Here is a 23,528-nt window from a genome sequence, read left to right on the forward strand (position 1 = left end):
GCAACGGCCCGGGGGGCCTAACATGGCCCCCATGGAACACCCCGCCCGGATCGACGACGACGCCTGCTACCGCGCCCTGTGCGCGCACGACGCGCGCTTCGACGGCCGCTTCTTCACCGCCGTCACGTCCACCGGCATCTATTGCCGGCCGGTGTGCCGGGTGCGCACGCCGCGGCGCGAGAACTGCCGTTTCTTCGAGCACGCGGCTCAGGCGGAACGGGCCGGTTTCCGCCCGTGCCTGCGCTGTCGGCCCGAGCTGGCGCCGCTGGAGCGCCACTGGTCCACCGAAGACGCTTCCACCATCCTGGTGCAGCAGGCCACGCGCTGGCTCGACGACCCCGAGCAATGGACCGACCCGGATGGTGCGACCGCGATGAGCGGGCGACTGGCGAACCGGCTGGGCGTGAGCGACCGCCACCTGCGCCGCGTGTTCGAGGAGCACCTGGGCGTTTCGCCATTGCAGTACCTGCAGACGCGCAAACTTCTGACGGCCAAGCAACTGCTGGCCGACACCGACCTGCCGGTGACGCAGGTGGCGCTGGCCAGCGGCTTTGCGAGCGTGCGGCGTTTCAACGCCGCCTTCCTCGCCCACTACCGCCTCAACCCCACGCAACTGCGACGGCAGGCCCCAACCAGGCGCGACGCCGACACGGGCCGGGGCACCTCGGTGCGGCTGGGCTACCGGCCGCCCTACGACGCCCCCGCCCTGCTCGCCTTCCTGCGCCAGCGGCTCATCACCGGCACCGGTTTCGTGCGCAGCGAAGCCGGCGCGCCCCTGCAACTGGGACAGACGTGCCGCCTTGCAGCGGCCGGGCAGATGCACAAGGGCTGGTTGCTGGCCGACTTCGACGAAGCGCGCTGCCAGGTGGTGCTGCGCGTGAGCGATTCCCTGCGCGAAGCGCTGCCCCAGGTCATCCACCGCGTGCGCGCGGCACTCGATCTGGACGCAGACCCCGCCGCCATCAACGCCGTGCTTCATGCGGCCTTTCCCCATGGCGACGGGTTGCGCGTGCCGGGTGCGGTGGACGGTTTCGAGCTGGCGGTGCGCGCGGTGCTCGGCCAGCAGATCACCGTGGCCGCCGCCCGCACGCTGTCGCAGCGGCTGGTGGACGGCTTTGGCGAGGTCATCGAGACCCCGTTTGCGGAACTCACGCGCCTCTTCCCCGCGCCCGAGGTGCTGGCCGTAGCCGGCGGCGATGCGCTCGGCCAGCTCGGCATCGTGAAGCAACGCCAGGCCGCCATCGTGGCGCTGGCGCAGGCGGTGGACGGGCAGCGGCTGTCGCTGCACGGCAGCGCCGACGTGCCCGCCACCATCGCGGCGCTCAAGGAACTGCCGGGCATTGGCGACTGGACCGCACAGTACATCGCCATGCGCGCGCTGCGCTGGCCCGATGCCTTCCCCGCAGGCGACGTGGCCTTGCACAAGGTCATGGGCCTGCAACAGCACAAGCAGGCCGCGCGCCTGGCGGAGGCGGCATCGGGCGTGTGGAAGCCCTGGCGCAGCTACGCCGTGATCCGGGCCTGGGCAGGCGGCGTCACACCTCCCACAGAATCTGCAGGAGCACCCCTATGAAACACGACCCCACCACCCACTTCACGCGCTGGCAGGCGCCCATGGGACCGATGATCCTCGCCGCCACGTCCCGTGGCCTCAGCGGCGTCTGGTTCGAAGGCCAGCGGCACGCGCCCGACCCCTCGGCGTGGCAGCGTGCCGACGACGCGCCGCTGCTGGTCCAGGCCCAGGAGCAGCTCACGGCGTACTTCGCCGGCCGGCGCACCACGTTCGATCTGCCGCTGGACCTGCAGCGCGGCACCGCCTTCCAGCAACGCGTGTGGCAGGCGCTGCTGCAGATCGCTGCGGGGCGCACCACGAGCTACGGCGCACTGAGCCAGCGCATCGGAAACCCTGCCGCCGTCCGCGCGGTGGGCGCTGCGGTGGGACGCAATCCGGTGAGCATCGTCGTGCCCTGCCACCGCGTGATTGGAGCCAATGGTTCGCTCACGGGCTACGCTGGCGGACTGGACCGGAAAACCGCCCTGCTCGCTCTCGAAGGTGCGGTCCTGCATTGAACCGACCGGCGCATCAATCGCCGGGCCAAGCATCATCAATCCACGGGCGTGAGCACAGCGCTTCAAATGCATACTTCCGGCCTATGAATCCTGCACTCGTTTTCGAATTCGTCCTGCTCGGCGCGATCTGGGGCGCCTCCTTCCTTTTCATGCGCCTGTCCGTGGTGGACTTCGGGGCTTTGCCCACGGCCTTTGTGCGCGTCTCGGTGGCCGCCGCCTTCCTGCTGCCCATCCTGTTGTGGAAGCGCGAGGGCGGCATCCTCCTCAAGCACTGGAAAGCGCTCTTCATCGTGGGACTGCTGAATTCGGCCATACCCTTCGCGTGCTTTTCGTTTGCGCTGCTGGCCATCACCACCGGCCTCTCGGCCATCCTGAATGCGACGGTGCCGCTGTTCGGCGCCCTGGTGGCGTGGCTCTGGCTGAAGGACCGCCCCAACGCGTCGCGCATCCTGGGCCTGGTGATCGGCTTTGCCGGCATCGTCGCGCTCACCAGCGGCAAGGCCAGCTTCAAGCCCGACGCCGTCTCGGGCATTGCGCCGGCCTGGGCGGTGCTCGCCTGCCTGCTCGCCACGCTGTGCTACGGCATCGCCGCCAGCTTCACCAAGCGCCACCTCGGTGGGTTGCCCTCCATGGTGACCGCCACCGGCAGCCAGCTCGGCGCGGTGTGCGGCCTGGCGCTGCCCGCGCTCTGGCTGTGGCCCGCCAGCAACCCCGGCAGCACCGCCTGGCTGGCCATCGTGGCGCTGGGCGTGCTCTGCACCGGCGTGGCCTACATCCTGTACTTCCGCCTCATCGAACAGGCAGGGCCCGCCCGCGCCCTCACCGTCACGTTTCTCATCCCCGTGTTCGCCCTGATCTACGGCGCCCTGCTGCTGGGCGAGGCCATCACACCGCTGATGCTCGGGTGCGGGGTCGTGATTCTGTGCGGGACGGCGTTGTCGACGGGGTTGGTGCGTCTTGGGTGGCTGAGCAGCGCGCGTTGATGCGGCTGACGTCAGGGATCGAGCAACTGACGCTGCACCCAGAGTGCAGCCTTCTCGGCTCCCCGAATGTTGAGGTGGTCCCGATCCTGGTACCAGGGGCCGTCCCTGTCGCCCATCCAACACCGATCTACTGAGCAGAACACTTGCTCCGGGTTGAGCACCCTGAATCCTTCGATCGACAGCAATCGATCCAGCAATCGCCGAACCCGCGCCGCTTGCATCTGGTGTTGCGGGTACGGCAGGGCGTGGCGACGGATGACGGTGTCCGCTGCCGCCTCACCCCACAAGCCAGCCCGGTTCAGCTGGAAGAAAACCTTGCGCGGTTCCGTGGTCTGCTGCGGCACCTGCTCCATCAGATGGACTCGCGCGCCCAGGGCTGCATAGGCACGCGCCGTGCGCTCGAGTGCCCTGACGAACACCGCCCGACTGTGTTCCCGGGAATGAGGGTCGCCATCGTTCTCCACCAGGAAGTAGCGTCGCGCGGAGCGGTTGGCGTTGTTTCCATCGATGTACATGCCCCAGCGCGCCACCAACAGGACGTTCCGCGGCCTCAACCGGCGGGCGTGCTCGTACTGCGCCTGAACCAGCGCGCGGCAGACACCCTCTGGCCAGACGCCCGAGCGAACGTCGACGCCCAGCAGGGGAATGCAGCCTCCCATGCCGATGTAAGCATGCTCGATGCCGAGGTCTCGCGACGCTGCCACGAGTGCAGGAAGAAATGCATCGGCATGGCTGTCGCCGACCAAAAGGGTATGCACGTCACCCGGCTGAACGCCAGCGCGCCAGTGGCATTGCGCCTCGATGTCCGCCGGCAAGGGAAGCCGCTCGCCGCAGGGGGTGGCGATACCCTGCCATCGAAACATATCCGCCACGCGAGCGTGGCGGTCTACCCGCTCCGGAAAACCCTGTTGCGTGTGGATCAGGAAGGCGAGGCTCGCCAATCCCAGCGAAAGGGCCAGAGCGCCCATGAAGACGCCCCTTCGATTCAGGAAGCCCTTTTGCCGGAACGGCTGCTCCACGAACCGCCATGTGAGCGCCGCCAGCAACACACTGAGCGTGCACAGCATCAGCATGGCGGCGAGAGAGGGCTCTTCCAGCGCAGCAAGCCGCGCCAGCGCAAATAGAGGCTGGTGCCAAAGGTATGCGCTGTAAGTCACGAGCCCCACACCGACCAGTACCCGTGACCCCAGCAAGCGCCCGACCACGTTGTGCGGTCCGGCAAACAGGATGAGCAGCACGGCGCCCGCCACAGGCAACAGCGCGCTCGCGCCTGGCCACGGCATGGCACGATCGAAAGCAGAGACGCTCGCAAGAAGCAGGAACAAGCCCACGAGACACCACCAGGAGCCTGCCGTTCTGGATGCCAACTGTCGGCCCGATCGAAGATGCAGCGCCACGAGCGCGCCGGCCGCCAGCTCCCAGCTTCGAAACGGGAGCAGGTAGAAGGCCGCGTCCGGATAGGTTCTGGAACCCCATGCGGCCAGGGCGAAACTGGTCACCGCCACGCCGGCGAGCATGGCCGACAACTGCCTGATCCCGCGCCTGAAAATCAATACCACCAGCGCCGGGTAGATCAGGTAGTACTGCTCTTCCACCGCCAGGCTCCAGGTGTGCAGCAAGGGCAGCAGCTCGGCACTGGCGTCGAAATAACCACTTTCGCTCCAGAAAAGGAAGTTGGAGACGAAAAGCACCACCGCGAGCATGCTTTTGGAAAACGCCTTGAAATCCTCGGGAAGCAGGACCCACCAGGACAGGATCAGCGTGGCGAGGATCACCACAAACAGCGCGGGCAGGATCCGTCGCACGCGACGCTCGTAGAAGCCCGTGAATGAAAACGAGCCTCGGCTGAGTTCGTCGAGGACGATGCCGGTGATCAGGTAGCCACTGATGACGAAGAACACGTCGACACCAACGTACCCGCCTGAGAAACCGGGCGCGCCCGCGTGGAACAACAGTACCGGCAACACGGCAACGGCCCGCAGCCCGTCGATCTCCCGTCGGTAATTCAAGGGTCCTGGGTCCGGGCAAGGTTCTTGTTCGATGGCACGTGAACGTGGTGCCGCAGATCACCCTGGCGGGCGCGGTGCGGATCATGCTCAAGTGGCCATCGATACAGATCGATGACACCCGGAGTTCAGGTTTCGGGATACGGTTTGCTGCCTTGCAGCCACCAGAGGCTGGCGGGACGCGCCTAGAGATCGAGCACCAGCGTCGGCGACTTTGAGCCCGAGCAGCAGATCATGATGTGGCGGTTGTCGGCGCGTTCCTCGTCGGTGAGGTACTCGTCGCGGTGATCGGGTTCTCCCTCGATCACGCCGGTCATGCAGGTGCCGCACACACCTGCGCTGCAGGCGTACTGCACCTGCACGCCCTTGTCGAGGAGGGCATCGAGGATGGTCTTGCCCGGCGCCACCGGAATGCGCTGCCCGCTGCGCTGGAGCACGAGTTCAAAGCCACCGGCGGTGGCGGCTTCGTTGGCGGCGGCGAAACGCTCGATGTGCACCTGCGCGGCAGGTCGCGCGGCGCTTGCGTCGAGGAAGGCATCGATCATGCGCGCCGGGCCGCAGCAGTAGAAATGCGCATCGGCAGGCGCATCGGCCACCACACGCGCCATGTCCATGCGGGTCTGGTCTTCGGCACCGCAATGCAGGGTGAGCAAGCCACGCCCCGCGTCGAGCGCGGCGAGTTCGTCGACAAACACGGCGTGCTGCCGCGAGCGCGCAGCCAGATGCAGGCGCCAGGCGCGGCCCTCGCGCTCGAGCTGGCGCACCATCGACATCAGCGGGGTGACGCCGATGCCACCGCCGATGAGCACGGACATCGCCGTATCCGCCGAGAGGGGAAAGTCGTTGACCGGAGGCCGCACCTGCAGCACGTCGCCCACGCGGGGATGGTCGTGCAGCCAGGTCGAACCGCCCTTGCCGTCGCGCTCGCGCAGCACGGCCACCACATACCGGTGCGTCTCGGCGGCATCGTTCACCAGCGAATAGCTGCGCACTCTCTCGCCGGGCAGCAGGAAGTCGATGTGGGCGCCGGCACTGAAGGCGGGCAGCGGCCCACCCTGCGCGGCCACCAGTTCGAGCGAAACGACGTCCTGGGCCTCCTGCCGGATCTGGCGCAGGCGGACGTTCAACGGCTGATCGGGCATGCGGTGCGGCTCAGGGCGCGTAACCGAAATCGGCACCCAGGCGCGCGCGCATGTGCTCGGCGCCCTCTTCCTGCCAGGAGGACCTGGCCGGCAGCGTGAGCGACACCGCGCGCACCATGAAGAGATCGGGATCGTCGTAGCGAGGGGGTCGTTGCTGGCGTTGCGCCAGGTTGCGCACCGTCTCCAGCAGCTGGCGCCGCGTCATGGCGATGCCGGTGTCGCTGATGCCCAGGTGCTCCTGGCTGCGGTCGTAGATGGGCGCCACGCCCGACTGGCAGGCCGCATCCTGCACCCACAAGCCGGGCAGGCCGGAGAACCAGGTCTTGGTCTGCGCGTCGTAGTTGAACTGGAAACCGGTCTCCAGGTTGAACTTGGTCCAGTACTTGGCGAAGGGCACGCTCACCGGCCTCGGTGCGAAAGCGTGCTCACTGGCGTGGCCGGTCTCGCGGCCAGCGTGGCCCTCTTCGAACAGCTTGCGCGTTTTTTCGTAGAGCGGCTGCGAGGGGTGGTACGAGAACATGATGCACAGCGTGTTCTCGTCGTCCAGCGGCACCCAGGCGTGGCCGCTGAGTTCGGGATACTTGGACTGCGGCGGCACCAGGGTGTAGAACGGCAGCAGGAACTGGTTGACGCGCCAGTACCAGGTGTTCTCGTCCAGCACGCGGCGCGACGCAATGCTCATGCCCTGCTCGCCGCGCTGGCATTCGAACACCGGGCGCAGGTCCTTCTTGGCCACCCAGTCGTTGATGGCGCCTTGAGAATCGATGCGGCCGTGCAGGATGGCCGCGTGCGCCGAGTCGATCTCGCCTTCCACCGCCTGAAGCCAGTTGCATTCCTGCACGCGAAAGCTCACGTGCACGTTCTCCTGCGGCACCATGTTCCATTCGAGCGAGGGCAGTGGTGGTGGCGACTCCCGATCAGGGCCCATGTAGGCCCAGACGATGCCGTTGCGTTCCTGGCAGGGGTAGTTCTTGATCCGCGTTTTCGATTTGAGACGGCTCTCCGGCGGCTCGGCGGGCATGTCCACCACCTCGCCGTTCACATCGAACTTCCAGCCGTGGTAGACGCAACGCAGCCCGCAGTCTTCGTTGCGGCCGAACACCAGCGGCGCCCCCCGGTGCGGGCAGGCGTGGTCCACCAGCCCGATGCGGCCTTCGCTGTCGCGAAACGCCAGCAGGTCTTCACCCAGCAGGCGCACCCGCACCGGCTGGCCGTTCACCTCCAGATCGGTGGACGGCAGGAACGGCAGCCAGTACAGGCGCATGAGCTGGCCCATGGGCGCATCGGGGCCCACACGCACGAGCAGTTCGTTGTCTTCGCGGGAAAGCATTCGCGGGTCTCCAGTCGGGATGTTGTGGTGTGCGCGCTGGCGCTTCAGCCCTGGCGCAGGCTGGGCAGGTCAATGCGGCGGATCAGGCGCGTCTCCTGCGCCACGATGAGGTGCTCCGAGGCCGACAGATAGGCCGGAAAATCCGGGTGCGTGTCGCGTGCGAGCGAGCGGCGCTCGTAGTCGGCCATGTCGTCGTAACCCCAGAGGTGCACCACCTGGTTCAGCGGCCCGACCACGCTCGAATAGAAGGCCAGGGGCGTTCCCAGGGTCTTGAGCAGCACCGGCATGGCCAGGCGATCGAACACCTCCAGGAACTCCGGCATCTTGCGCAGCTTGATCGTGTAGATGCGGTGATCGACCAGCGCCTTAGGCGGCAACAGCATGCGCTTCCTCCTGGATCACGGCCGTCTCCAGCCCGGGTTCGAGGCCGGCCAGGAAGCGCCCGGTGAGGTAGCCGAAGGTCAGGATCGGACCCAGGGTGATACCGGCGCCCGGGTAGTTGCCACCCATCACGCTGGCGCGGTCGTTGCCCACGGCGAAGAGGCCCGGGATGGGGCGGCCCTGCGGGCCGAGCACGCGGCCGGCGACATCGGTGGTGATGCCATCGAAACTGCCAAGGTCGCCCACCAGCAGCTTGAGCGCGTAGTAGGGGCCGTCGCCAATCGGCGCCACGCACGGATTGGGCTTCTGCTCGGGATCGGCCAGGTAGCGGTTGAAGGACGTGCGGCCACGGCCGAACTCGGGGTCCTCACCGCGCACCGCCCCTTCGTTGTACCGGCGCACGGTGGCTTCGAGGCCCGCGGGGTCGAGGCCGGCGTTCTTAGCAAGCTCCGCCAGCGTGCGGCCCTTGCTCAGGTATCCGTTGCGCACGAAGCCGCCCAGCGGCATGGGCGCGGGCTTGGCGTATCCCAGGCCATATTTGCTGATGGTGGCCTGGTCGCAGATCAGCCACGCTGCGGTCTCGCGGTCGTTCTTGCAGGCCTCGATCATCGCGGCGCCCACATCGTGGTACGAGTTCGATTCGTTGGTGAAGCGCTTGCCATTGCGCAGCACGCCGATGATGCCGGGCTTGTAGCGGTCCAGCAGATGCGGGAACGCACCAAAGGTGCCGTCCTTGCGCGGCACCTTGGACGTGGGCATCCAGGCTGCCGCCGAGGCAAAGCGGATCGGCACCGTGCCGCCCACCTGTTCGGCCATGCGCGAACCGTCGCCGGTGTTGTCGGTCGGCACCGGAGAGAAATGCTCGCCGCCGCGGCGCAGGTGCGGGTAGGCCCGCTGGATGCGCTCCAGGTCGTGCGCAAACCCGCCCGCCGCCAGCACCACACCCTTGCGCGCACGAATGGTGCGTTCGCCATCGGGGCCGGCCACGCGCGCACCGACCACGCGGCCGTCTTCCACCAGCAGTTCGCGCGCGGGTGTGGAGGTGTGGATGGGAATCTTCAGGTCCAGCGCGGACTTGGCCAGCCGCGCCGCCAATGCGTTGCCGCTGGTGACCAGCACGCCTCGGCGGTAGAGCGCGAGTTCCTTGATGTGCGTGAGCAGCCGCTTGAACACATAGGTGGCCGACTTCAGCGATTTCGTGGCGTTGAAGAAGTGCTTGAGGTCGGCGTTGGACGAGTTGAACATCATGCCGATGAAGGTGATGGTCGCCAGCGGAGGCCGCAGGCGCGCCATGTCCGGGCCCAGGCCGCGGATGTCGTAGGGCGCGGCCAGGATGGAACGGCCAATGTCCACGCCGCCATCCACGTCGGGGTGGTAGTCGGGGTAGAGCGTGGGGATGAACTTGAGTTCGGTCTCCCGGTCGAAGAACTCGACCATTTCCGGGCCCCGGTCCACGAAGGCCTCGACCGCCGGGCGATCAAAGAAAGCGCCGGTTTCGGCGCGCATGTAGCGCATCACCGCTTCGCGGCTGTCGGCAATGCCGGCCTTGCGGGCCTGGGGGCTGCCGGGAATCCAGAGCACGCCGCCGGAGAAAGCGGTGGTGCCCCCGAAGACGGCGGCCTTCTCGACCACCACCACGTCCAGGCCGTGGTGCCGGGCGGAGATGGCGGTGGACAGGCCCCCCGCGCCGGCCCCGATGACGAGCACGTCGCACTCGGTGGCGCTGGCTGAATGGTTTGACTGGCTCATGGCGGTCCTCAGGTGGAAGCAAGTGCGGCGGATGCGGCAGCGGCGCCGCGGCGCATCTCGTCGAAATAGTGCGACATGGCGGCTTCGGCCGCTTCGGCGTCGCGCTCGCGCAGGTGAGAGAGGATCTGCTTGCGCACCGGCACCAGGTCGGGACGGTAACGCAGCGAGGAATCGGCCTTGAGCACCTGCCGCATGATGTTGGTGAGAGTCTCCGAGACCACCACCAGCACCTCGTTGTGTGCCGCGTGCGTGATCAGGCGGAAGAACTCCAGGCTGGCTTCGGCGCGCTGCTCGCGTTCCTCGGGCGCCACCAGTTGCTCGATCTGCAGGATGTTGTTCTCGATGGCGTCGAAATCCTCCTCCGCGCCGTTCTCGCAGGCCAGGCGCAACAGCATGCAGTTGACCAGTCGGCGCGCCTGATCGAGGTTGCCCGGCTCCATGCGCCCCCGGGCGGAGAGCTCGCGCAGCGATTGCGTGAGCATCATGTAGGCGCCCTTGTAGAACACAAGCGAGTCTTCATGGCGACCGTGCTCGAACTTCGCCACCTGTCCCAGGAACAGCACATGGTCGCCCGCAAGGTGTTCGGCGAACTTGTCGCATTCGAACGTGGCCACACAGTCCTCGATGATGGGCAGTTCGCGGTGGCCCTTGTGCCAGGCGACGCCCTCGAACTTGTCGACGATCTGGCCGCTGGCAAACCGGCCCGACAGGTCCTTCTGGTCCTCGGCCAGGATGTTGATGGCGAAGGCGCCAGCCTTCTGGAAGGCCTCCAGGCTCTTGCTGTTGATGCGCAGGCCCCAGGAGACCAGGGGCGGCTCCAGCGAGACCGAGCTGAACGAATTGCAGGTCAGACCCACCGGGCGGCCATCGGCCCCCATGGTGGTGATGATCGCCACGCCGGTCGGGAAGCTCCCCAGCGCATTGCGGAACGCGCGGACATCGAACGCCGGATTCGGCTCCGTGACGACGGGAGGAGTGGTGGTGGCGGACATGCGGTCTCCAGATACTGCGCGGGATGGCGGACTGGCCAGATTATGGCGCACCCAAGCATGACCGTCAATGGTATTACCAATACGTTGAACTGGCATCCGGAACCGATCGAGAACCTGTCATTGATATGAATGGTCCGTCCATTACCGCTATACTGCGACCGTCACTGAACGGAAGGAACACAGCATGACAAGACGCGTGGCCATCGTGGGCACCAGCGCCATCCCCGTGGGGCGTCACCAGACGCGATCGGACGAACCGCTGCAGGTGCTGGAGCAGGAGATCATGAGCAAACTGGTGGTGGACGCCGTGAAGGACGCCGGCGTCGACCGCAAAGACATCCAGAGCCTCATCTTCACCGTGACGCGGCCCTACACGCTGCAGAAGTATTTCCACACCTTCCTGGTCAGTCACTTGCGCCTGCCATGCACCGGCAACGTGATGGAGGTGATGGGCAACGGCATGACGGCGGCGCTGGCCTTCGATCAGGCGTGCAATGAAATCATGCTGGGCCGCACCGACGTGGCGCTGGCGCTCGGCATCAACATGGAGGCGGCCACGCCTTCCATTGACCACGCCATGAGCAGCATGCGCTCCACGGGCGACGTGGACTTCCACGCCACCGCCGGCTTCATCCCGATCTCCTGGTACGCCATGGACGCCATGCGCTACATGCACGACTTTGGCGCCACGCGCGAGCAATTCGGCTCGGTGGCGGTGAAGAACCGTCACCACGCCTCGCTCAATCCGCTGGCCCAGTACCGCAAGCCGATCACGCTCGATGAGGTCATGGCGCAGCGCCCGATCGTCGAGCCTCTGGGCCTGTACGACGTGCCGGGCCGCAGCGACGGGGCAGCCTGCCTGGTGCTGGCCACTGAGGAAGTGGCGAAGTCACTGGGCAAGCCCTATGTGCTGGTGCGCGGCCGGGGCTTCTTCCACGACGGCTCGCACCAGATCAACGAAGTGCCCAACGACATGACCGAACTGATCGCCGCCAAGCGCGCATCGGCCACGGCCTACGAGCAGGCCGGCGTCAGCGCGGCGGACATCGACTTCGCCGAGTTCTACGCGCCCTGCACCATCGTCGAGATCCTGGTGAGCGAGGCGGTGGGCTTTTTCGAACGCGGCCAGGGCGCTCCCGGCGCGCTGGAAGGCCAGACCCGCCTGGGCGGGCGCATTCCCATCTCCACGTCCGGCGGCCTCACCTCGCGCGGGCACCCGGCCTACGTGACCTCGCTCTACAACATGGTCGAGGTCGCCGACCAGCTGCGCGGCCGCGCGGGCGAAAGGCAGGTGGCCAATGCCCGACTCGGTCTGGCCACCGGCGAACTCGGCAACTACAACGCCGCCCTGATCCATGTTCTGGAGGCCGTCCGATGACACTCGAGCTGATCCCCGTTCCCCGCCAGCGCGCCTACCCGCCGCGCGTCTCCGCCTTCACCCAGCCCTTCTGGGAGGGCCTCTCCCAGGGCAAATGGCAATCCACCTGCTGCCAGGCTTGTGGCAAATTCACCTTTCCGCCCAAGAAGATCTGCCCGCACTGCTGGTCGGAGGACATGGTGTGGAAGGACCTGAGCGCGCGCGGCACGCTGTATTCGTGGACGCGCATCCACGCCGCCCCCAAGGTGTTCGCCGAAGAATCCCCGTACGCGGTCTGCGTGGTGGACCTGGACATCGGCCTTCGCATCGCCACGCGCATGGTCGAGCGCGAGGGGGTCGACTTCCAGCCCGGCATTCCCATGGAACTGGTGGTGCTTCAATACGAAGACGGTCCGCTGTTCGCATCGCGCCCTGCCTGATCGTTCCCCTTCACCCTTTGCAACGGAGACCCCGGATGTTCTACGAACTGCGCACCTACACCTGCCTGCCCGGCAAGATGCCCATCGTCCTCAAGCGCTTCGAAACCGCGACGCTCGGACTCTTCAAGAAACACGGCATGAAGGCCGGCCCCCTCTTCACGGTGGCGGTGGGCGAGGACAACCTGCAGATCAAGTACATCCTGGAATGGGAATCGCACGCCCAGCGCGACAAGGCCTGGACGGACTTTCGCAACGACCCCGACTGGGTGAAGGCACTGGCCGAAAGCGAGAAGGACGGGCCCGTGGTGGCCAGGATCGGCAACGAGCTGCTGATGGCGGTTCCGTTCTCCCTCAAATAGGGGACACGAACGCGGTGCACGGGTCAGACCCTGATGAGGTTCGACCGGTCGGTCGGTAAAATGCGAGGATCGTTCACTTCGAATACACGCATGAACAACGCCACCGCTTCCGCGCTCGGGTTCGCGCCGATCACGCCGCAACGCGCCTTCGAAGAGATCGCCAACCAGATCCGCGAACTGGTGGCCAGCGGCAAGCTCAAGCCCGGTGACCGGCTGCCCGCCGAGCGCGAGCTCTCCGCCAAGTTCAACGTCAGCCGCAACACCCTGCGCGAGGCGCTCCGCGCCCTGGAGCTCTCCGGCATGATCGAACTGCGCAAGGGCGCCACGGGTGGCGCCTTCGTGTTGCCCGGCAGTTCCGGGGTCATCGTCAACGGCTTGCGCGATCTGTACCACCTGGGCGCCATCACGCCGCAGCACCTCACGGAGGCGCGCACCTGGATCAGCGGTATCGTGGTTCGCGTGGCCTGCGAACGCCTCACCGAAGAAGACCTGCAGCGGCTCGAGGCCAATGTGGCCGCTGCGGCGCAGGCGCAGAAAGCCGGCAACTTCGAGGCGCGGGCCGAGTACCACCGTCAGTTCCACATCCTCCTGGCCGAAGCCACCCACAACCCCATCATCCTGATTGCGGTGGAAGGCATGAGCGAACTCATGCGCCAGTTCATCAAGGCCATCGGGCCCAGCGAGAACGCCTACACCCTGCCCTCGCGGCGCCGCCTGCTCAAGCACCTGCGGGACCGCGACGCCGATGCCGCAGAAGCCGAGATGACCAAGTTCCTCGAACGCCTGGAGATCAAGTACCTCGATCTCTGGAACTCGCGCACGAAAGTCTAGGCGCGGGCGGCTTCCTGCGCGGCATGTCGCCCGGCCCGTCGCCCCGACGTGACTGCCCAGCCAATGTGGTGGCCGTTGCCCGCCAGCAAGGCACCCCCCTGACCCACCGCCCCGGCCGCATACAGCCGCGGAATCACGCTCCCATCCTCGCGCAGCACCTGGTGGCGCGTGTTCACGGCCAGGCCACCATCCGTGATGACGATGCGACTCTCCAGCGGACCCAGCGCATGAAACGGCGCCTGCAGCACGCCGCCGGCCACGCCCTCGGGCCGTGCAGCGTTTTGCTGCTCGATCGCGGCACACAGGGCATCGGCTGGCAGGCCCACACTGTGCGCCAGCGATGCCAGGCTGTCGGCGCGGTGGTAGAGGTCCGCGCGGTGCCGCTGGTAGTCGGGCAGATAGGCAAAGGCGACTCCCGGCGCGGTCGATACATAGTGAGGCGGCTTTGAAAACATCGTCGCCACACGTTGGTCAAACACCAGCCACGCGTGTCCGCCGGGTTGCCTTGCAATGGCCAGACCCGGTTGCCCCAGTTCATCCACAAAACGCTGCCCATGCCGGTTGACCAGCACCGCGCCCGCGCGCAGCAGCGAAGCCTCCGGTCCCAGCGAGGCCGTCATGAACGACATCACGAAGGGACGGAACAGCGAAGCCGGCAAGCGGTTCAGCGCCCATTGCATCAGCTTGCCCAACAGCATGGAAGGCGGCAGGCGTCTCACGAGACTTGGCCGCGCCGGCTCCATGAAGCGCAGGCCAGGTCCGTACACCACTTCGCCATTGACCACGCGCGCACCCAGCGCCTCGCCGAGCCTGTGACCATCGCCTGTGGCGGTGGGGTTGATGGCCGGGATGCCGGCCAGTTCGGGTCGAAACCGTCCCTTGAGTTCGGGGTCGTTGCTGTAGTCGCCCGCCGCCAGCACCACGCCCGAACGCGCCTGCACCTCCACCGTCTGACCGCCGATGCGCGCCAGCACGCCGCGCACCGCACCGTCGCTTCCCGTCAGGATCTGCTGGACCGGCGCATCGAGCCGGACGTCCACGCCGCGAGACTTTGCGGCGCGATTCAGGTAGTAGGGGTAGGCGCGCGAATTGGGCAAGACGTTGTGCATGCGCGGGTGGCGGTGCGGCGGATCGGCGGTGGGGCCGTAGAAGCTCAGCCCGAGCGACATCAGCCACTCCAGCGACTCGGCGGCATGGTCCACCAGCAGGCGGCGCAGCTCCAGGTTGTCGCGGCCCGCGAAAGGACCCATGAAGTGGTCCATGTCGGCAAAGTGCTCGTCGGGCGTGTCCACGATGCCGGCGCGCTTCTGCAGGCTGGACCCCGCCGCGTTGATGGAGCCCACCGAAAGGCGGCTGCTGCCGCCGGGCATGGGGTTCTTCTCCAGCACGATCACGCGGGCGCCAGCGTCGGCGGCCTCGATGCTGGCCGACAGCCCCGAGGCGCCAGCACCCACCACGATCACGTCACACGTCAGACCGGCGTTCATTCCACCTTCAGGCCGGTGGTGCGGATCAGGTCGGCCCAGCGGGCAGACTCAGCGCGCGTGATGTCGTGGAAAGCGGCCGGCGTGCTCGGAGCGGCCAGCGCACCGATGCTGGCGAACTTCGCCTGGATGTCCGGCCGGGCCAGCACCTTGTCCAGCGCCTCGTTGAGTCGGGCCACATGGGCGGCCGGCGTGCCGCTGGGGGCGAACAGACCGAACCACACCTCGGCTGAGAAGCCCGGCACGGTGGCCGCAATGGGCTTGACTCCGGGCAGCAGCGGCGCGGGCCGCACCGAAGCCACGCCCAGCAGCTTCACCTGACCTTCCTTCACGGCGCCCATCATCAGCGGCGAGGGCGGCGTCATTAGCGCCTGCACCTGACCTGCCCGCAAGGCCAGCAGCAGAGGCGCTTCGCCACGGTAGGGCACGTGCACCATCTTCATGCTGGCCGCCTGGGCCAGCAGCGCCATGCTCATGTGGCCAAAGGACGCCGTGCCCACCGAACCGTACTCGACCGGTGCTCGCTGGTAGCGGATGTAGTCGATGAATTCCGTCATGGTGCTGGCCGGCACCTCGTTGTGGACGAGCAGCACCATGGGGGTCAGGCTCACGCGCGACACCGGCGAGAAGTCCATCAGCGCGTCGTAGCCGGCCTGCCGGTTCAGGTGCGGCGTCATCACGAATCCGTTGTTCGCAAACACCAGCGTGTGGCCATCCGGCGTGGCCGTGGCGACGGCCTGGGTGCCAATGGCACCGGTGGCACCCGGCTTGTTGTCGACGATCACCGGCTGACCGAGCAGCTTGCCCAGTGGCTCGGCCACGGCACGGATCTGGACGTCGGACAAGCCCCCGGCCGCATACGGCACCACGATGCGAAGCGGCCGGCTGGGAAAGGTCGCCTGCTGGGCCATGACCGGCCACCAGGCGAGCGCGGTCCACGCGGCAAGGCCAGCCATGAGCGCGCGGACGGGGTGGCTCATGGTGCGGGCCGGAGGGCGCCGCCTTCCGGCATTACTTCAGTTCCTTGCCAGCGAATTCGCCTTCGAGGAACTTGTTGGGCTTGAGGAAGAAGGAAATCACCAGCGCCCCGTTGGGCGACCGGGCGAGATGCCGGTTGCCCTTGGGTCGCCACACGTAATCGCCTTCACGCACCTCGCCTTCGTCGTCCACGATGCTGCCCGAAAGCACGTAGGTCTGCTCGATCTCCACGTGCTCGTGCAGCGGCAGCTGCGTGCCGGGCTGCCAGCGGAACAGCGCGGTGAGCAAGCCGCTGCTCTCGTCCTGCATCAACACCTTCATGTCGATGCCGGGGGTGGGCGTGGGCTTCCAGGGAATGCTCTGCACGTCCACGTAACGGGACTCGTCATCGCCCAGCTGGTCGTGCTGCGGATGAAAAGGCGTGATGGCGTTCATGCCCTTCAGGCCTTGGCGTTGTACTTGGCCAGGATTTCCTTGAAGCCAAACACCTTGGCGGCGTTCATGCCCAGCACCTTGGCCCGGCTGGCTTCGCTGATGCCACCCATCTGGCGTTCGATGGCCTGGGCCGAATGCGGCCAGGTGCCCTCGTGGTGCGGGTAGTCGTTGGCCCACATGAAGTTGTCCTGCAGGCCATGCTCTTCCATCAACGCCAGGCCGGCACGGTCTTCACCGAAGGTGGCAAAGCCCTTGGCCTTGAAGAAGTCCGACGGCAGCGCCTTGAGCTTGGGTTTGACCCAGAAGTGGTGCTTGAGGTAGGCCTCGTCCATGGCGTCCAGCATCCATGGCACCCAGCCGATGCCGGCCTCCACGCTGCCGAACTTCAGCTCGGGGTGACGCTCGGCCACGCCCGATGCGCAGATGTTGACCAGCGGCTCCAGCGTGGGAGAAAGCGAGTGCACCACGTAGTTCACCACCGCGCCGCCCAGGCCGCGCGTGGTGCGTGGATCCTTGCCGGTGGACACGTGGAAGGTGACGGGCACATCGGCCTCGGTGAAGCGCGCCCACATGGGATCGAATTCGATCTTGTTGTAGTTGAGCTCGTTGGTCTTGGGTGGGCCGAACAGTGGCTTGCAGGGCAGCGTGAAGTGGCGGAAGCCGAGCTTGAGGCAGCGGTCGATTTCCTTCAACGTGGCCTCGATGTTGCCGGTGGCCAGCGCCGCCGCCGGCGAAAGGCGGTCAAAGTGCGCGCCAAAGGTTTCGTGTGCCCAGGTGTTGTACACCTCGCACTGGGCATGCGCAAAATCGGGATCGAACGTGTACCACATGCCCAGGCCCTTGCCGGGGAAGATGATCTCGCCGTCGATGCCATCCATCTCCAGATCCTGGATGCGCTGGTCGACGGACGGGCCCTTCTCGGTCGCCGTGGCGCCGGCCCTGGAACGGGCCAGGTCTTCGCCCTCGAGCCGGGCCAGCACCAGACGGTCAGGCTGCTCGGAAGCTTCCATCTTGCGCCACTGGATGCCCTTCTCGTCGATCCACATCTTGGGCAGGCGGTCCTTGTACTTGGCGTCGATGCGCTCGGCCCACAGGTTGCCCGGTTCATTGGCATGGGTGTCCGAGGAGATCATCAGGTACTTGTTGGCAGCGCCCGGCTGTGGCGACTTGTCCCAGCCGGTGGCGCCAGGGGTGTTCAGGCGCCACTGGTTGGCTTCGTTGACGACGATTTCGCTCATGGTGTGTGGTCCTCGTGGTGATTGATCGGGCATTCGTTTTTGAATGGTATGACCATTATATGTCCCGAAAAACCCTTGTCAAGCAAACCACGAACACGGGAAACCCCAGCGCGGGGTGACCGGGCCGTCAGCGAGTGGCAGGTCGGGCAGCAGGTTTGGCCGACTTCGCTGCCGACTTGGCGGCCGACTTGGCCGGGGCCTTGGGCGCCGGCTTGGCCAGGGGCAGCGCGTCCTTGGCCACGGCTGCCACGGTGCGCCCGGGGCGCACCACCTCGATCGGATCCGCGTCCATGCCCTGGTGCACCACCGAGAGGTATTCGTTCATGTGCTTGATGGCGGTGTCCGCATCGCGCGCGCGCATGGCCTTGACGATGCGCTTGCGCACCGCCACCAGCTCGGGCCGAGCCACGCGGCCGGTGCGGTCGATCACCACGCGGATGATGTCGCTGAGCGAGTCCACCAGCATCATCAGCACTTCGTTGCGCGTGGCCTTGGCAATCAGCCGGAAGAACATCACGCCGGCATTGGCCCGGTGGAGCATGTCTTCGCTGCTCTCGATGTAGGCGATGTTGGCTTCGATGGCCTGGAAGTCTTCCTCCGTGGCGCGTTCGCATGCCAGGCGCATCACCATGCCGTTGATGAGGACCCGGGCCTCGGCCAGGCTGCGCAGTGTCACGCGGCCCAGGAACATCAGGTCCTGCAGGGACTGGGTGAGCATGGCGGGGTTGCCGTCGCGGATGAAGGTTCCGCCCTTCACGCCCTTCTGCAGGGAAACCACCCCCGAGATCTCCAGCGTGCGCAGCGCCTCGCGCACCGCCGGCCGGCTCACCTTGAACTCCAGCGCCAGCTCGCGTTCGGCGGGGAGCTTGTCGCCGGGCTTCAAGGCGCCCGAACTCAGCCGGTTTCGGATCTGCTCGCAGATCTCCTCGAACACCCTGCGGGTCTTGATTTGCTGGAAGGCGAGATCCTGCGTCGGCTCCATGAATTCTTTCCTCTCTGGTCACGCTGCCGCAGGGTTGCGGGCAGTGGGCGAAAGCATAGCAGTACGGGGTCCGCAGACCGTCCCATTTCCATCCTTGGAGGCGACTTCCTTGAATGGACTTACCATTACATCATTAACGCCCATTTTTGCACCCAAGGAATCCGCATGGCATCCACCCATTCCCCGCGCATCGTCAACAACCCCCAGGGCCGCGTGCTGGTCTTCGATTCGGCCACCTACGTCGAGTCCTTTGTGGCCTCCGAGCCCGCCACCCAGGGCGATGTGGTCGTCAATGCCTCCTACAGCGGCGTCCTGTGCGCGCGCATGGTCATGTCGGCCAGGCCGCAGGCCGTCATCGGTCTGGATTGCGCCATCGGCAAGGACGGCGCCGGTATTGCCGGCCTCTGGTACTACGAGGCGCTGGGCGTGCCCTCCGCCGCAGTGGATGTGATGACGGCCGAGATGGGCAACGGCAGCGACCTCTATGACAACGGCATCGTCAGCCGCGTGAACGACGCCGCGCAGGCGCTGGGCATCGAGCCCGGCATGAAGGCGAGCGACGCGGCTCGCTTCCTGCAGACCGGCGAAAAGAAGCCCACCGTGTTCGAACCGACGCGGCGGCGGGTGATCCACACGGCGTCCAGTGGACGCAGCATCGTGTGCACCGATTCCATCGCCTATGCGCTGCCTGAAGACAAGAACCGCAACGTGCTGTGCACCGCCGGGCACACCGGCCGCAGCGTGGTCGGCTATTTCAGGGATTTCCGCCCTTGGGCCTTCATCTGCTCCGACGGCGGCGTCGGCAAGAACAACTCCGGCCTGTCGGCGCTGGAGGCGGTCGAGCCCGATGGCATCCCCGGTGCGTCCGTGAGCGCGCTGACCGCCCGCATGGGCGACGGCCAGAGCACCTATTTCGACGGCGTCATCAGCGCCTGCAACCAGCCAGCGCGCGACAAGGGCGTGCGGGTGGGTCAGAGCGCGAAGGAGGCAGCCCTGCTGCTGCTGGCGTGAACCCGAGCGTGGAGGCATCGGAACTCCCCGCGGCGCGGACGCCACCAGCGGCCATCAGCACCTTGATGCTGGTGGCCATGATGGCGGGCACGCTGTTCAACCTGTTCCATCCGCACCCGGGTGCGGTGGCGCTGGTGGGCGTGGCCGCCGCCGTGTTCCTGTTGCGCGAACGCCATCGCCTGCCGCCCAGCATTCGGCGCGTCACGCTGGCGCTGGGCGCCATCACCCTGCTGTTGCTGCCCCTGGCGGCGGCGCCCGGGCAAAGCCTCAGCAAGGGTGTTGCCATCGGCGGTCTCATGGCGTCCATCATTTCCTCGGTGACGCTGATGGCGCGCGCCGCACTGGCCGCGCCGCAGACCGGTGTGGTGGCGCGTCACCTGCTGGCCACAGGCCTGCGCAGCCGCTACCTGGTGGTGTCACTGGCCTGCCAGCTGTTCGGAGGCCTCATGGGCCTGGCCGGTGTGAGCATGCTGATGGACATGGCGTCCAAGGGTGAGGTGCAGGTGGAGGAAGACCGCCTGTCCATGCTGGCCGCCATCATGCGCAGCTTTGCAGCGGCCACCCTGTGGAGCCCGATGTTCAGCAACGTCACCATCCTGCTGGCGCTCTACCCCGGCCTTACCTGGTCCACGGTCGTGCCGCTGTGCCTGGCCATGGCGGCGTGCTCCATCGTGCTCGGCAGCCTGCTCGAGATGCGCCGCCTGCGCCACCGCCCCCTGGTGCCACCCCTGCCGATGCCACGTGCACCGTTGTTTCGCGCCCTGCTGCCCATGCTGGTGGCCATGGGCGTGTTCCTCGCGGCGGTGATCGCACTGGCCCACGCGCTGAAGGTGGCGGTGGTCGCCGGCATCGTGCTGCTGATTCCCCTGGCGGTGCTGGTGCTGCATGCGCTGCAGGCCCAGGGACCGGCCAGACTCCAGCAGGCACGCCAGCGCCTTCGGGAGGACTACCTGAAGCTGCCGGCACTCGCGGGCGAGGTGGCGCTCTTCATGGCGGCGGGCTGCGGTGGCACCGTCATCGCCAGCGTCATCCCGGTCGCCTGGACGAGCGCCATAGGCAGCGTGCTCGCGACGTCGCCGTTCCTGGCCTGCTTCGCGCTGATTGCCATCGTCATCGGGCTGGCTTTCCTCGCGGTCCATCCGGTGCTCACGGTGGTGCTGGTGGGCACGGCCCTGCCGCCGGCCATGGTGGGGCTGCCCGTCACGGTGCACATGTCGGTCATCCTGGTGGCCTGGGGCGTGGCCAGCTACGCCACCCCGTTTTCCATGATCGCGCTCATGGCGCACCGGTATTCCGGGCACTCGGTCATGGCCGTCACCGTGGCCCTCAACCGCGGCTTCGCCGTGATCTACCTCGGCCTGGCCATCCTGTTCCTCGGTACCATCGCCACGGTCCTGCGTGGCGCCGGGTGAATTCCAGACTCCTGAACGAAAGGACCCCTTCCATGACCTCTTCCAACACCCCCAGCGGGCCGCTCGCCGGCCTTCGCGTGATCGAGTTCGCCGGCATCGGCCCGGGGCCGTTCGCCTGCATGCTGCTCTCCGACATGGGCGCCGACGTGATCACCATCGACCGCCCCACCCGCCAAGTGGGTGACCGAAACAACATCACCGGACGCGGTCGCAGCGTGGTGCTGGCCGATCTCAAGGACCCGACCGCGCGCGAAGAAGTGATGGCCTTGCTGGAGCACGCCGATGTGCTGGTGGAAGGCTTTCGCCCCGGTGTGATGGAACGACTGGGTTTCGGACCCGACGTGGTCGCCGCGCGAAACCCGCGCCTGGTCTATGGCCGCATGACCGGCTGGGGCCAGCATGGGCCGCTGGCCCGCGCTGCCGGCCACGACCTCAACTACATCTCGATCGCCGGCGCGCTGCACGCCATCGGCCCGGCCGGGGGTGCGCCCGTGCCGCCACTGAACCTGGTGGGCGACTACGGCGGTGGCAGCCTGTACCTGATCGTGGGCATCCTTGCCGCGCTGCATGAAGCCAAGAGCTCGGGCAAGGGCCAGGTGGTCGACGCGGCCATGAGCGATGGCGTGATCTCGCTCATGAGCAACTTCGTCTCGCACGCGCGGCGCGGCCTCTTCAAGGAAGAGCGTGGCAGCAACGGGCTCGACGGTGGCGCGCCCTACTACCGAACCTACGAGACCCGCGACGGCCAGTACATCAGCATTGCCGCCATCGAGCCGCAGTTCTTCAAGGATCTCTGCGAACGCACGGCACTGCCTGAACCACTGCACGGCGCGCAGCTTGACCGCGCGCGCTGGCCGAAGATGCATGCCGAGTTCGAGCGGATCTTCCGTGAGAAGACGCGCGAGGAGTGGGTGAGCCTGCTCGAAGGCACCGATGTCTGCTTCGCGCCGGTGCTGCCGCTCAGCGAGGTGCCACAGCACCCGCACAACCTGGCGCGCGAGGCCTTCGTGGATGTGGACGGCGTGAGCCACCCCGCGCCGGCGCCGCGCTTTTCACGCACCCCGTCGGCCATACAGGGCCCCACGCCCGCTGCGGCCGTTACGGCGCAGGCGGTGCGAGCGCGCTGGATGTGAACCTCGAGCCCGCCTCCATCGCTGCGCGGGAAGCCGAGCGCGACAGCACCATCCTGCTGCTGGCCTGCGCCGCGTTCTTCAGCGGCGCCGCGCTGCGGGTGTGCGACGGGCTGCTGCCGCGCCTGGCGCGCGACTTCGCCATCACCCCCGGCGCCGCCGGTCAGGTGGTGATCAGCTTTGCGGTCGCCTACGGCCTCATGCAGCTGGTGTTCGGGCCACTGGGCGACCGCTACGGCAAGGCGCGCCTGATGTGCGCGGCCCTCTTCGGTTGCGCTGGCGGTGCTGCCGCTTCGGCGCTGGCGCCGGGGTTCGAGGCCCTGGTGTGGACGCGCATGCTCTGGGGCATGGCGGCGGCCGGTGTGATCCCGCTGGCCATGGCCTGGATCGGCGACAACGTGCCGTACGCGCAGCGGCAGGCCACACTGGCGCGCTTCCTCACGGGCACGCTGTCGGGAATGATGGCCGGGCAGCTGGCCGGTGGCCTGTTTGCCGAAATTGCAGCGGGCTGGCGCGGCGCCTTCTTCACACTCGCTGCGGGCTTCACCCTCGTGGCAACTCTGCTGCTGCGTCGTGTGCGCCGCATGCCCACACCTGCGCCCGCCGCCCCTGCCACCCCCGGGCATTTCGGCCGTGGACTCTGGTCGGTGCTGCAGTTGCCGTGGGCGCGACGCGTGCTGCTGGCCGTGGGCGCCGAAGGCATCTTTCTGCTCGGCCCCATGGCGTTCCTGCCCACTTACCTGCACGACCGTCACGGCCTTTCGCTCGCCCTGGCCTCCGGCCTGATCGCGTTGTATGCGGCGGGCGGCCTGCTGTATGCCGTCAGTGCACGCCGAATCGTGGCCACGCTGGGCGAGCGGCGCATGGTGCTGGCCGGCGGCCTCATCGTGGGCGCGACCTTCGTCGGACTCTGGCTGTCTCCGTGGTGGATCACAGCCGGCCCGCTTGCGCTGATCATGGGGTTCGGCACCTACCTGTTCCACAACACCCTTCAGACGCATGCCACGCAAATGGCACCGGCCTCGCGTGGCACGGCGGTGGCGCTGTTTGCTTTCTGCCTGTTCGGCGGTCAGGCGCTGGGCGTCACGCTGGCCGGCTGGTCGGTCGACCACCTCGGTTACACGCCCCTGCTGCTGACCGCGGGCGCGGGGCTCGCGCTGGCAGGGTGGACGTTTGCCGGCGCGCTGGGCCGCCGCGCGCTGGAGGCCCCTTGAACTG

At 67.2% G+C, this 23,528-nt stretch carries 22 protein-coding genes; 11 read left to right on the top strand and 11 right to left on the bottom strand.

The window, feature by feature from the left end; translation table 11 throughout:
* Window positions 1-22: 22 nt before the first annotated feature.
* From ACTIEY_RS01190 to ACTIEY_RS01200, 3 genes are all read left to right on the top strand, one after another.
* Window positions 23-1,573, top strand: coding sequence for a DNA-3-methyladenine glycosylase 2 family protein (locus tag ACTIEY_RS01190; protein WP_439517317.1), 1,551 nt, complete (start codon window positions 23-25; stop codon window positions 1,571-1,573).
* Window positions 1,570-2,070 carry a methylated-DNA--[protein]-cysteine S-methyltransferase gene (locus ACTIEY_RS01195; RefSeq protein ID WP_439517318.1) on the top strand — a complete coding sequence of 167 codons (501 nt, stop codon included), beginning with the start codon at window positions 1,570-1,572 and terminating at the stop codon, window positions 2,068-2,070. The genes ACTIEY_RS01190 and ACTIEY_RS01195 overlap by 4 nt, the downstream gene beginning before the upstream one ends.
* A gap of 83 nt (window positions 2,071-2,153) precedes the next feature.
* On the top strand, window positions 2,154-3,053 hold the full coding sequence (locus ACTIEY_RS01200) for a DMT family transporter (RefSeq protein WP_439517319.1): 900 nt from the start codon (window positions 2,154-2,156) through the stop codon (window positions 3,051-3,053).
* Window positions 3,054-3,064: 11 nt separating this feature from the next.
* Here the strand turns inward: ACTIEY_RS01200 and ACTIEY_RS01205 are convergent, their stop codons facing one another.
* The 6 genes from ACTIEY_RS01205 to ACTIEY_RS01230 all read right to left on the bottom strand — a co-directional run bounded on the left by ACTIEY_RS01205 (window position 3,065) and on the right by ACTIEY_RS01230 (window position 10,653).
* Window positions 3,065-5,062, bottom strand: coding sequence for an acyltransferase family protein (locus tag ACTIEY_RS01205; protein WP_439517320.1), 1,998 nt, complete (start codon window positions 5,060-5,062; stop codon window positions 3,065-3,067).
* A 182-nt stretch (window positions 5,063-5,244) separates the two neighbouring features.
* Window positions 5,245-6,201: a PDR/VanB family oxidoreductase gene (locus tag ACTIEY_RS01210; protein ID WP_439517321.1), complete on the bottom strand. Its 957-nt coding sequence runs from the start codon at window positions 6,199-6,201 to the stop codon at window positions 5,245-5,247.
* Window positions 6,202-6,211: 10 nt separating this feature from the next.
* Entirely contained in the window at window positions 6,212-7,531 is a 1,320-nt protein-coding gene (locus tag ACTIEY_RS01215) for a Rieske 2Fe-2S domain-containing protein (protein WP_439517322.1), read from the bottom strand.
* A 44-nt stretch (window positions 7,532-7,575) separates the two neighbouring features.
* The gene (locus tag ACTIEY_RS01220) at window positions 7,576-7,914 is read right to left on the bottom strand and encodes an NIPSNAP family protein (protein ID WP_439517323.1); all 339 of its coding nucleotides are present in this window, start codon (window positions 7,912-7,914) and stop codon (window positions 7,576-7,578) included.
* Window positions 7,898-9,661: an FAD-dependent oxidoreductase gene (locus ACTIEY_RS01225; protein ID WP_439517324.1), complete on the bottom strand. Its 1,764-nt coding sequence runs from the start codon at window positions 9,659-9,661 to the stop codon at window positions 7,898-7,900. Before ACTIEY_RS01225 ends, ACTIEY_RS01220 begins: the two co-directional genes overlap by 17 nt.
* A gap of 8 nt (window positions 9,662-9,669) precedes the next feature.
* Complete coding sequence (locus tag ACTIEY_RS01230) at window positions 9,670-10,653, bottom strand: flavin reductase (RefSeq protein WP_439517325.1); 984 nt, start codon at window positions 10,651-10,653, stop codon at window positions 9,670-9,672.
* Window positions 10,654-10,837: 184 nt separating this feature from the next.
* On the opposite strand from ACTIEY_RS01230, the gene ACTIEY_RS01235 reads away from it, so the two are divergent.
* The 4 genes from ACTIEY_RS01235 (at window position 10,838) to ACTIEY_RS01250 (ending at window position 13,640) form a co-directional block, all read left to right on the top strand.
* Window positions 10,838-12,031: a thiolase family protein gene (locus ACTIEY_RS01235; protein ID WP_439517326.1), complete on the top strand. Its 1,194-nt coding sequence runs from the start codon at window positions 10,838-10,840 to the stop codon at window positions 12,029-12,031.
* A complete protein-coding gene (locus ACTIEY_RS01240; protein WP_439517327.1) occupies window positions 12,028-12,450 on the top strand; it encodes a Zn-ribbon domain-containing OB-fold protein in 423 nt (140 codons plus the stop codon). The genes ACTIEY_RS01235 and ACTIEY_RS01240 overlap by 4 nt, the downstream gene beginning before the upstream one ends.
* 35 nt (window positions 12,451-12,485) lie before the next feature.
* Window positions 12,486-12,809 (top strand): NIPSNAP family protein, encoded by a 324-nt coding sequence (locus ACTIEY_RS01245; RefSeq protein ID WP_439517328.1) that lies wholly within the window; start codon window positions 12,486-12,488, stop codon window positions 12,807-12,809.
* Window positions 12,810-12,899: 90 nt separating this feature from the next.
* Window positions 12,900-13,640, top strand: coding sequence for a FadR/GntR family transcriptional regulator (locus tag ACTIEY_RS01250; protein ID WP_439517329.1), 741 nt, complete (start codon window positions 12,900-12,902; stop codon window positions 13,638-13,640).
* Here the strand turns inward: ACTIEY_RS01250 and ACTIEY_RS01255 are convergent.
* From ACTIEY_RS01255 to ACTIEY_RS01275, 5 genes are all read right to left on the bottom strand, one after another.
* Window positions 13,637-15,127: an FAD-dependent oxidoreductase gene (locus ACTIEY_RS01255; RefSeq protein ID WP_439517330.1), complete on the bottom strand. Its 1,491-nt coding sequence runs from the start codon at window positions 15,125-15,127 to the stop codon at window positions 13,637-13,639. The genes ACTIEY_RS01250 and ACTIEY_RS01255 overlap by 4 nt on opposite strands.
* Window positions 15,124-16,104, bottom strand: a complete 981-nt coding sequence (locus tag ACTIEY_RS01260; protein ID WP_439517331.1) for a Bug family tripartite tricarboxylate transporter substrate binding protein — start codon at window positions 16,102-16,104, stop codon at window positions 15,124-15,126. Before ACTIEY_RS01260 ends, ACTIEY_RS01255 begins: the two co-directional genes overlap by 4 nt.
* Before the next feature lie 31 nt (window positions 16,105-16,135).
* The gene (locus ACTIEY_RS01265) at window positions 16,136-16,537 is read right to left on the bottom strand and encodes a cupin domain-containing protein (protein WP_439517332.1); all 402 of its coding nucleotides are present in this window, start codon (window positions 16,535-16,537) and stop codon (window positions 16,136-16,138) included.
* 5 nt (window positions 16,538-16,542) lie between these two features.
* The gene (locus tag ACTIEY_RS01270) at window positions 16,543-17,775 is read right to left on the bottom strand and encodes an amidohydrolase family protein (RefSeq protein WP_439517333.1); all 1,233 of its coding nucleotides are present in this window, start codon (window positions 17,773-17,775) and stop codon (window positions 16,543-16,545) included.
* 127 nt (window positions 17,776-17,902) lie between these two features.
* Window positions 17,903-18,757: a FadR/GntR family transcriptional regulator gene (locus ACTIEY_RS01275; protein ID WP_439517334.1), complete on the bottom strand. Its 855-nt coding sequence runs from the start codon at window positions 18,755-18,757 to the stop codon at window positions 17,903-17,905.
* Window positions 18,758-18,922: 165 nt separating this feature from the next.
* Here ACTIEY_RS01275 and ACTIEY_RS01280 point away from each other — a divergent pair, with 165 nt between their 5' ends.
* The 4 genes from ACTIEY_RS01280 to ACTIEY_RS01295 are packed head-to-tail and all read left to right on the top strand — an operon-like array spanning window position 18,923 to window position 23,524.
* Window positions 18,923-19,768 carry a hypothetical protein gene (locus ACTIEY_RS01280; protein ID WP_439517335.1) on the top strand — a complete coding sequence of 282 codons (846 nt, stop codon included), beginning with the start codon at window positions 18,923-18,925 and terminating at the stop codon, window positions 19,766-19,768.
* Entirely contained in the window at window positions 19,765-21,180 is a 1,416-nt protein-coding gene (locus tag ACTIEY_RS01285) for a hypothetical protein (protein ID WP_439517336.1), read from the top strand. Before ACTIEY_RS01280 ends, ACTIEY_RS01285 begins: the two co-directional genes overlap by 4 nt.
* A gap of 32 nt (window positions 21,181-21,212) precedes the next feature.
* Window positions 21,213-22,313 carry a CaiB/BaiF CoA transferase family protein gene (locus ACTIEY_RS01290; RefSeq protein ID WP_439517337.1) on the top strand — a complete coding sequence of 367 codons (1,101 nt, stop codon included), beginning with the start codon at window positions 21,213-21,215 and terminating at the stop codon, window positions 22,311-22,313.
* Window positions 22,310-23,524: an MFS transporter gene (locus ACTIEY_RS01295; RefSeq protein WP_439517338.1), complete on the top strand. Its 1,215-nt coding sequence runs from the start codon at window positions 22,310-22,312 to the stop codon at window positions 23,522-23,524. The genes ACTIEY_RS01290 and ACTIEY_RS01295 overlap by 4 nt, the downstream gene beginning before the upstream one ends.
* Window positions 23,525-23,528: the final 4 nt, after the last annotated feature.

Source organism: Hydrogenophaga sp. (assembly GCF_051858985.1).
Lineage (GTDB): Bacteria > Pseudomonadota > Gammaproteobacteria > Burkholderiales > Burkholderiaceae_C > Hydrogenophaga.

Coding starts and splice junctions, on each gene's coding strand:
- ACTIEY_RS01190 (WP_439517317.1), top strand. CDS start 23: ATGGCCCCCATGGAACACCCCGCCCGGATCGACGACGACGCCTGCTAC.
- ACTIEY_RS01195 (WP_439517318.1), top strand. CDS start 1,570: ATGAAACACGACCCCACCACCCACTTCACGCGCTGGCAGGCGCCCATG.
- ACTIEY_RS01200 (WP_439517319.1), top strand. CDS start 2,154: ATGAATCCTGCACTCGTTTTCGAATTCGTCCTGCTCGGCGCGATCTGG.
- ACTIEY_RS01210 (WP_439517321.1), bottom strand. CDS start 6,201: ATGCCCGATCAGCCGTTGAACGTCCGCCTGCGCCAGATCCGGCAGGAG.
- ACTIEY_RS01215 (WP_439517322.1), bottom strand. CDS start 7,531: ATGCTTTCCCGCGAAGACAACGAACTGCTCGTGCGTGTGGGCCCCGAT.
- ACTIEY_RS01220 (WP_439517323.1), bottom strand. CDS start 7,914: ATGCTGTTGCCGCCTAAGGCGCTGGTCGATCACCGCATCTACACGATC.
- ACTIEY_RS01225 (WP_439517324.1), bottom strand. CDS start 9,661: ATGAGCCAGTCAAACCATTCAGCCAGCGCCACCGAGTGCGACGTGCTC.
- ACTIEY_RS01230 (WP_439517325.1), bottom strand. CDS start 10,653: ATGTCCGCCACCACCACTCCTCCCGTCGTCACGGAGCCGAATCCGGCG.
- ACTIEY_RS01235 (WP_439517326.1), top strand. CDS start 10,838: ATGACAAGACGCGTGGCCATCGTGGGCACCAGCGCCATCCCCGTGGGG.
- ACTIEY_RS01240 (WP_439517327.1), top strand. CDS start 12,028: ATGACACTCGAGCTGATCCCCGTTCCCCGCCAGCGCGCCTACCCGCCG.
- ACTIEY_RS01245 (WP_439517328.1), top strand. CDS start 12,486: ATGTTCTACGAACTGCGCACCTACACCTGCCTGCCCGGCAAGATGCCC.
- ACTIEY_RS01250 (WP_439517329.1), top strand. CDS start 12,900: ATGAACAACGCCACCGCTTCCGCGCTCGGGTTCGCGCCGATCACGCCG.
- ACTIEY_RS01255 (WP_439517330.1), bottom strand. CDS start 15,127: ATGAACGCCGGTCTGACGTGTGACGTGATCGTGGTGGGTGCTGGCGCC.
- ACTIEY_RS01260 (WP_439517331.1), bottom strand. CDS start 16,104: ATGAGCCACCCCGTCCGCGCGCTCATGGCTGGCCTTGCCGCGTGGACC.
- ACTIEY_RS01265 (WP_439517332.1), bottom strand. CDS start 16,537: ATGAACGCCATCACGCCTTTTCATCCGCAGCACGACCAGCTGGGCGAT.
- ACTIEY_RS01270 (WP_439517333.1), bottom strand. CDS start 17,775: ATGAGCGAAATCGTCGTCAACGAAGCCAACCAGTGGCGCCTGAACACC.
- ACTIEY_RS01275 (WP_439517334.1), bottom strand. CDS start 18,757: ATGGAGCCGACGCAGGATCTCGCCTTCCAGCAAATCAAGACCCGCAGG.
- ACTIEY_RS01280 (WP_439517335.1), top strand. CDS start 18,923: ATGGCATCCACCCATTCCCCGCGCATCGTCAACAACCCCCAGGGCCGC.
- ACTIEY_RS01290 (WP_439517337.1), top strand. CDS start 21,213: ATGACCTCTTCCAACACCCCCAGCGGGCCGCTCGCCGGCCTTCGCGTG.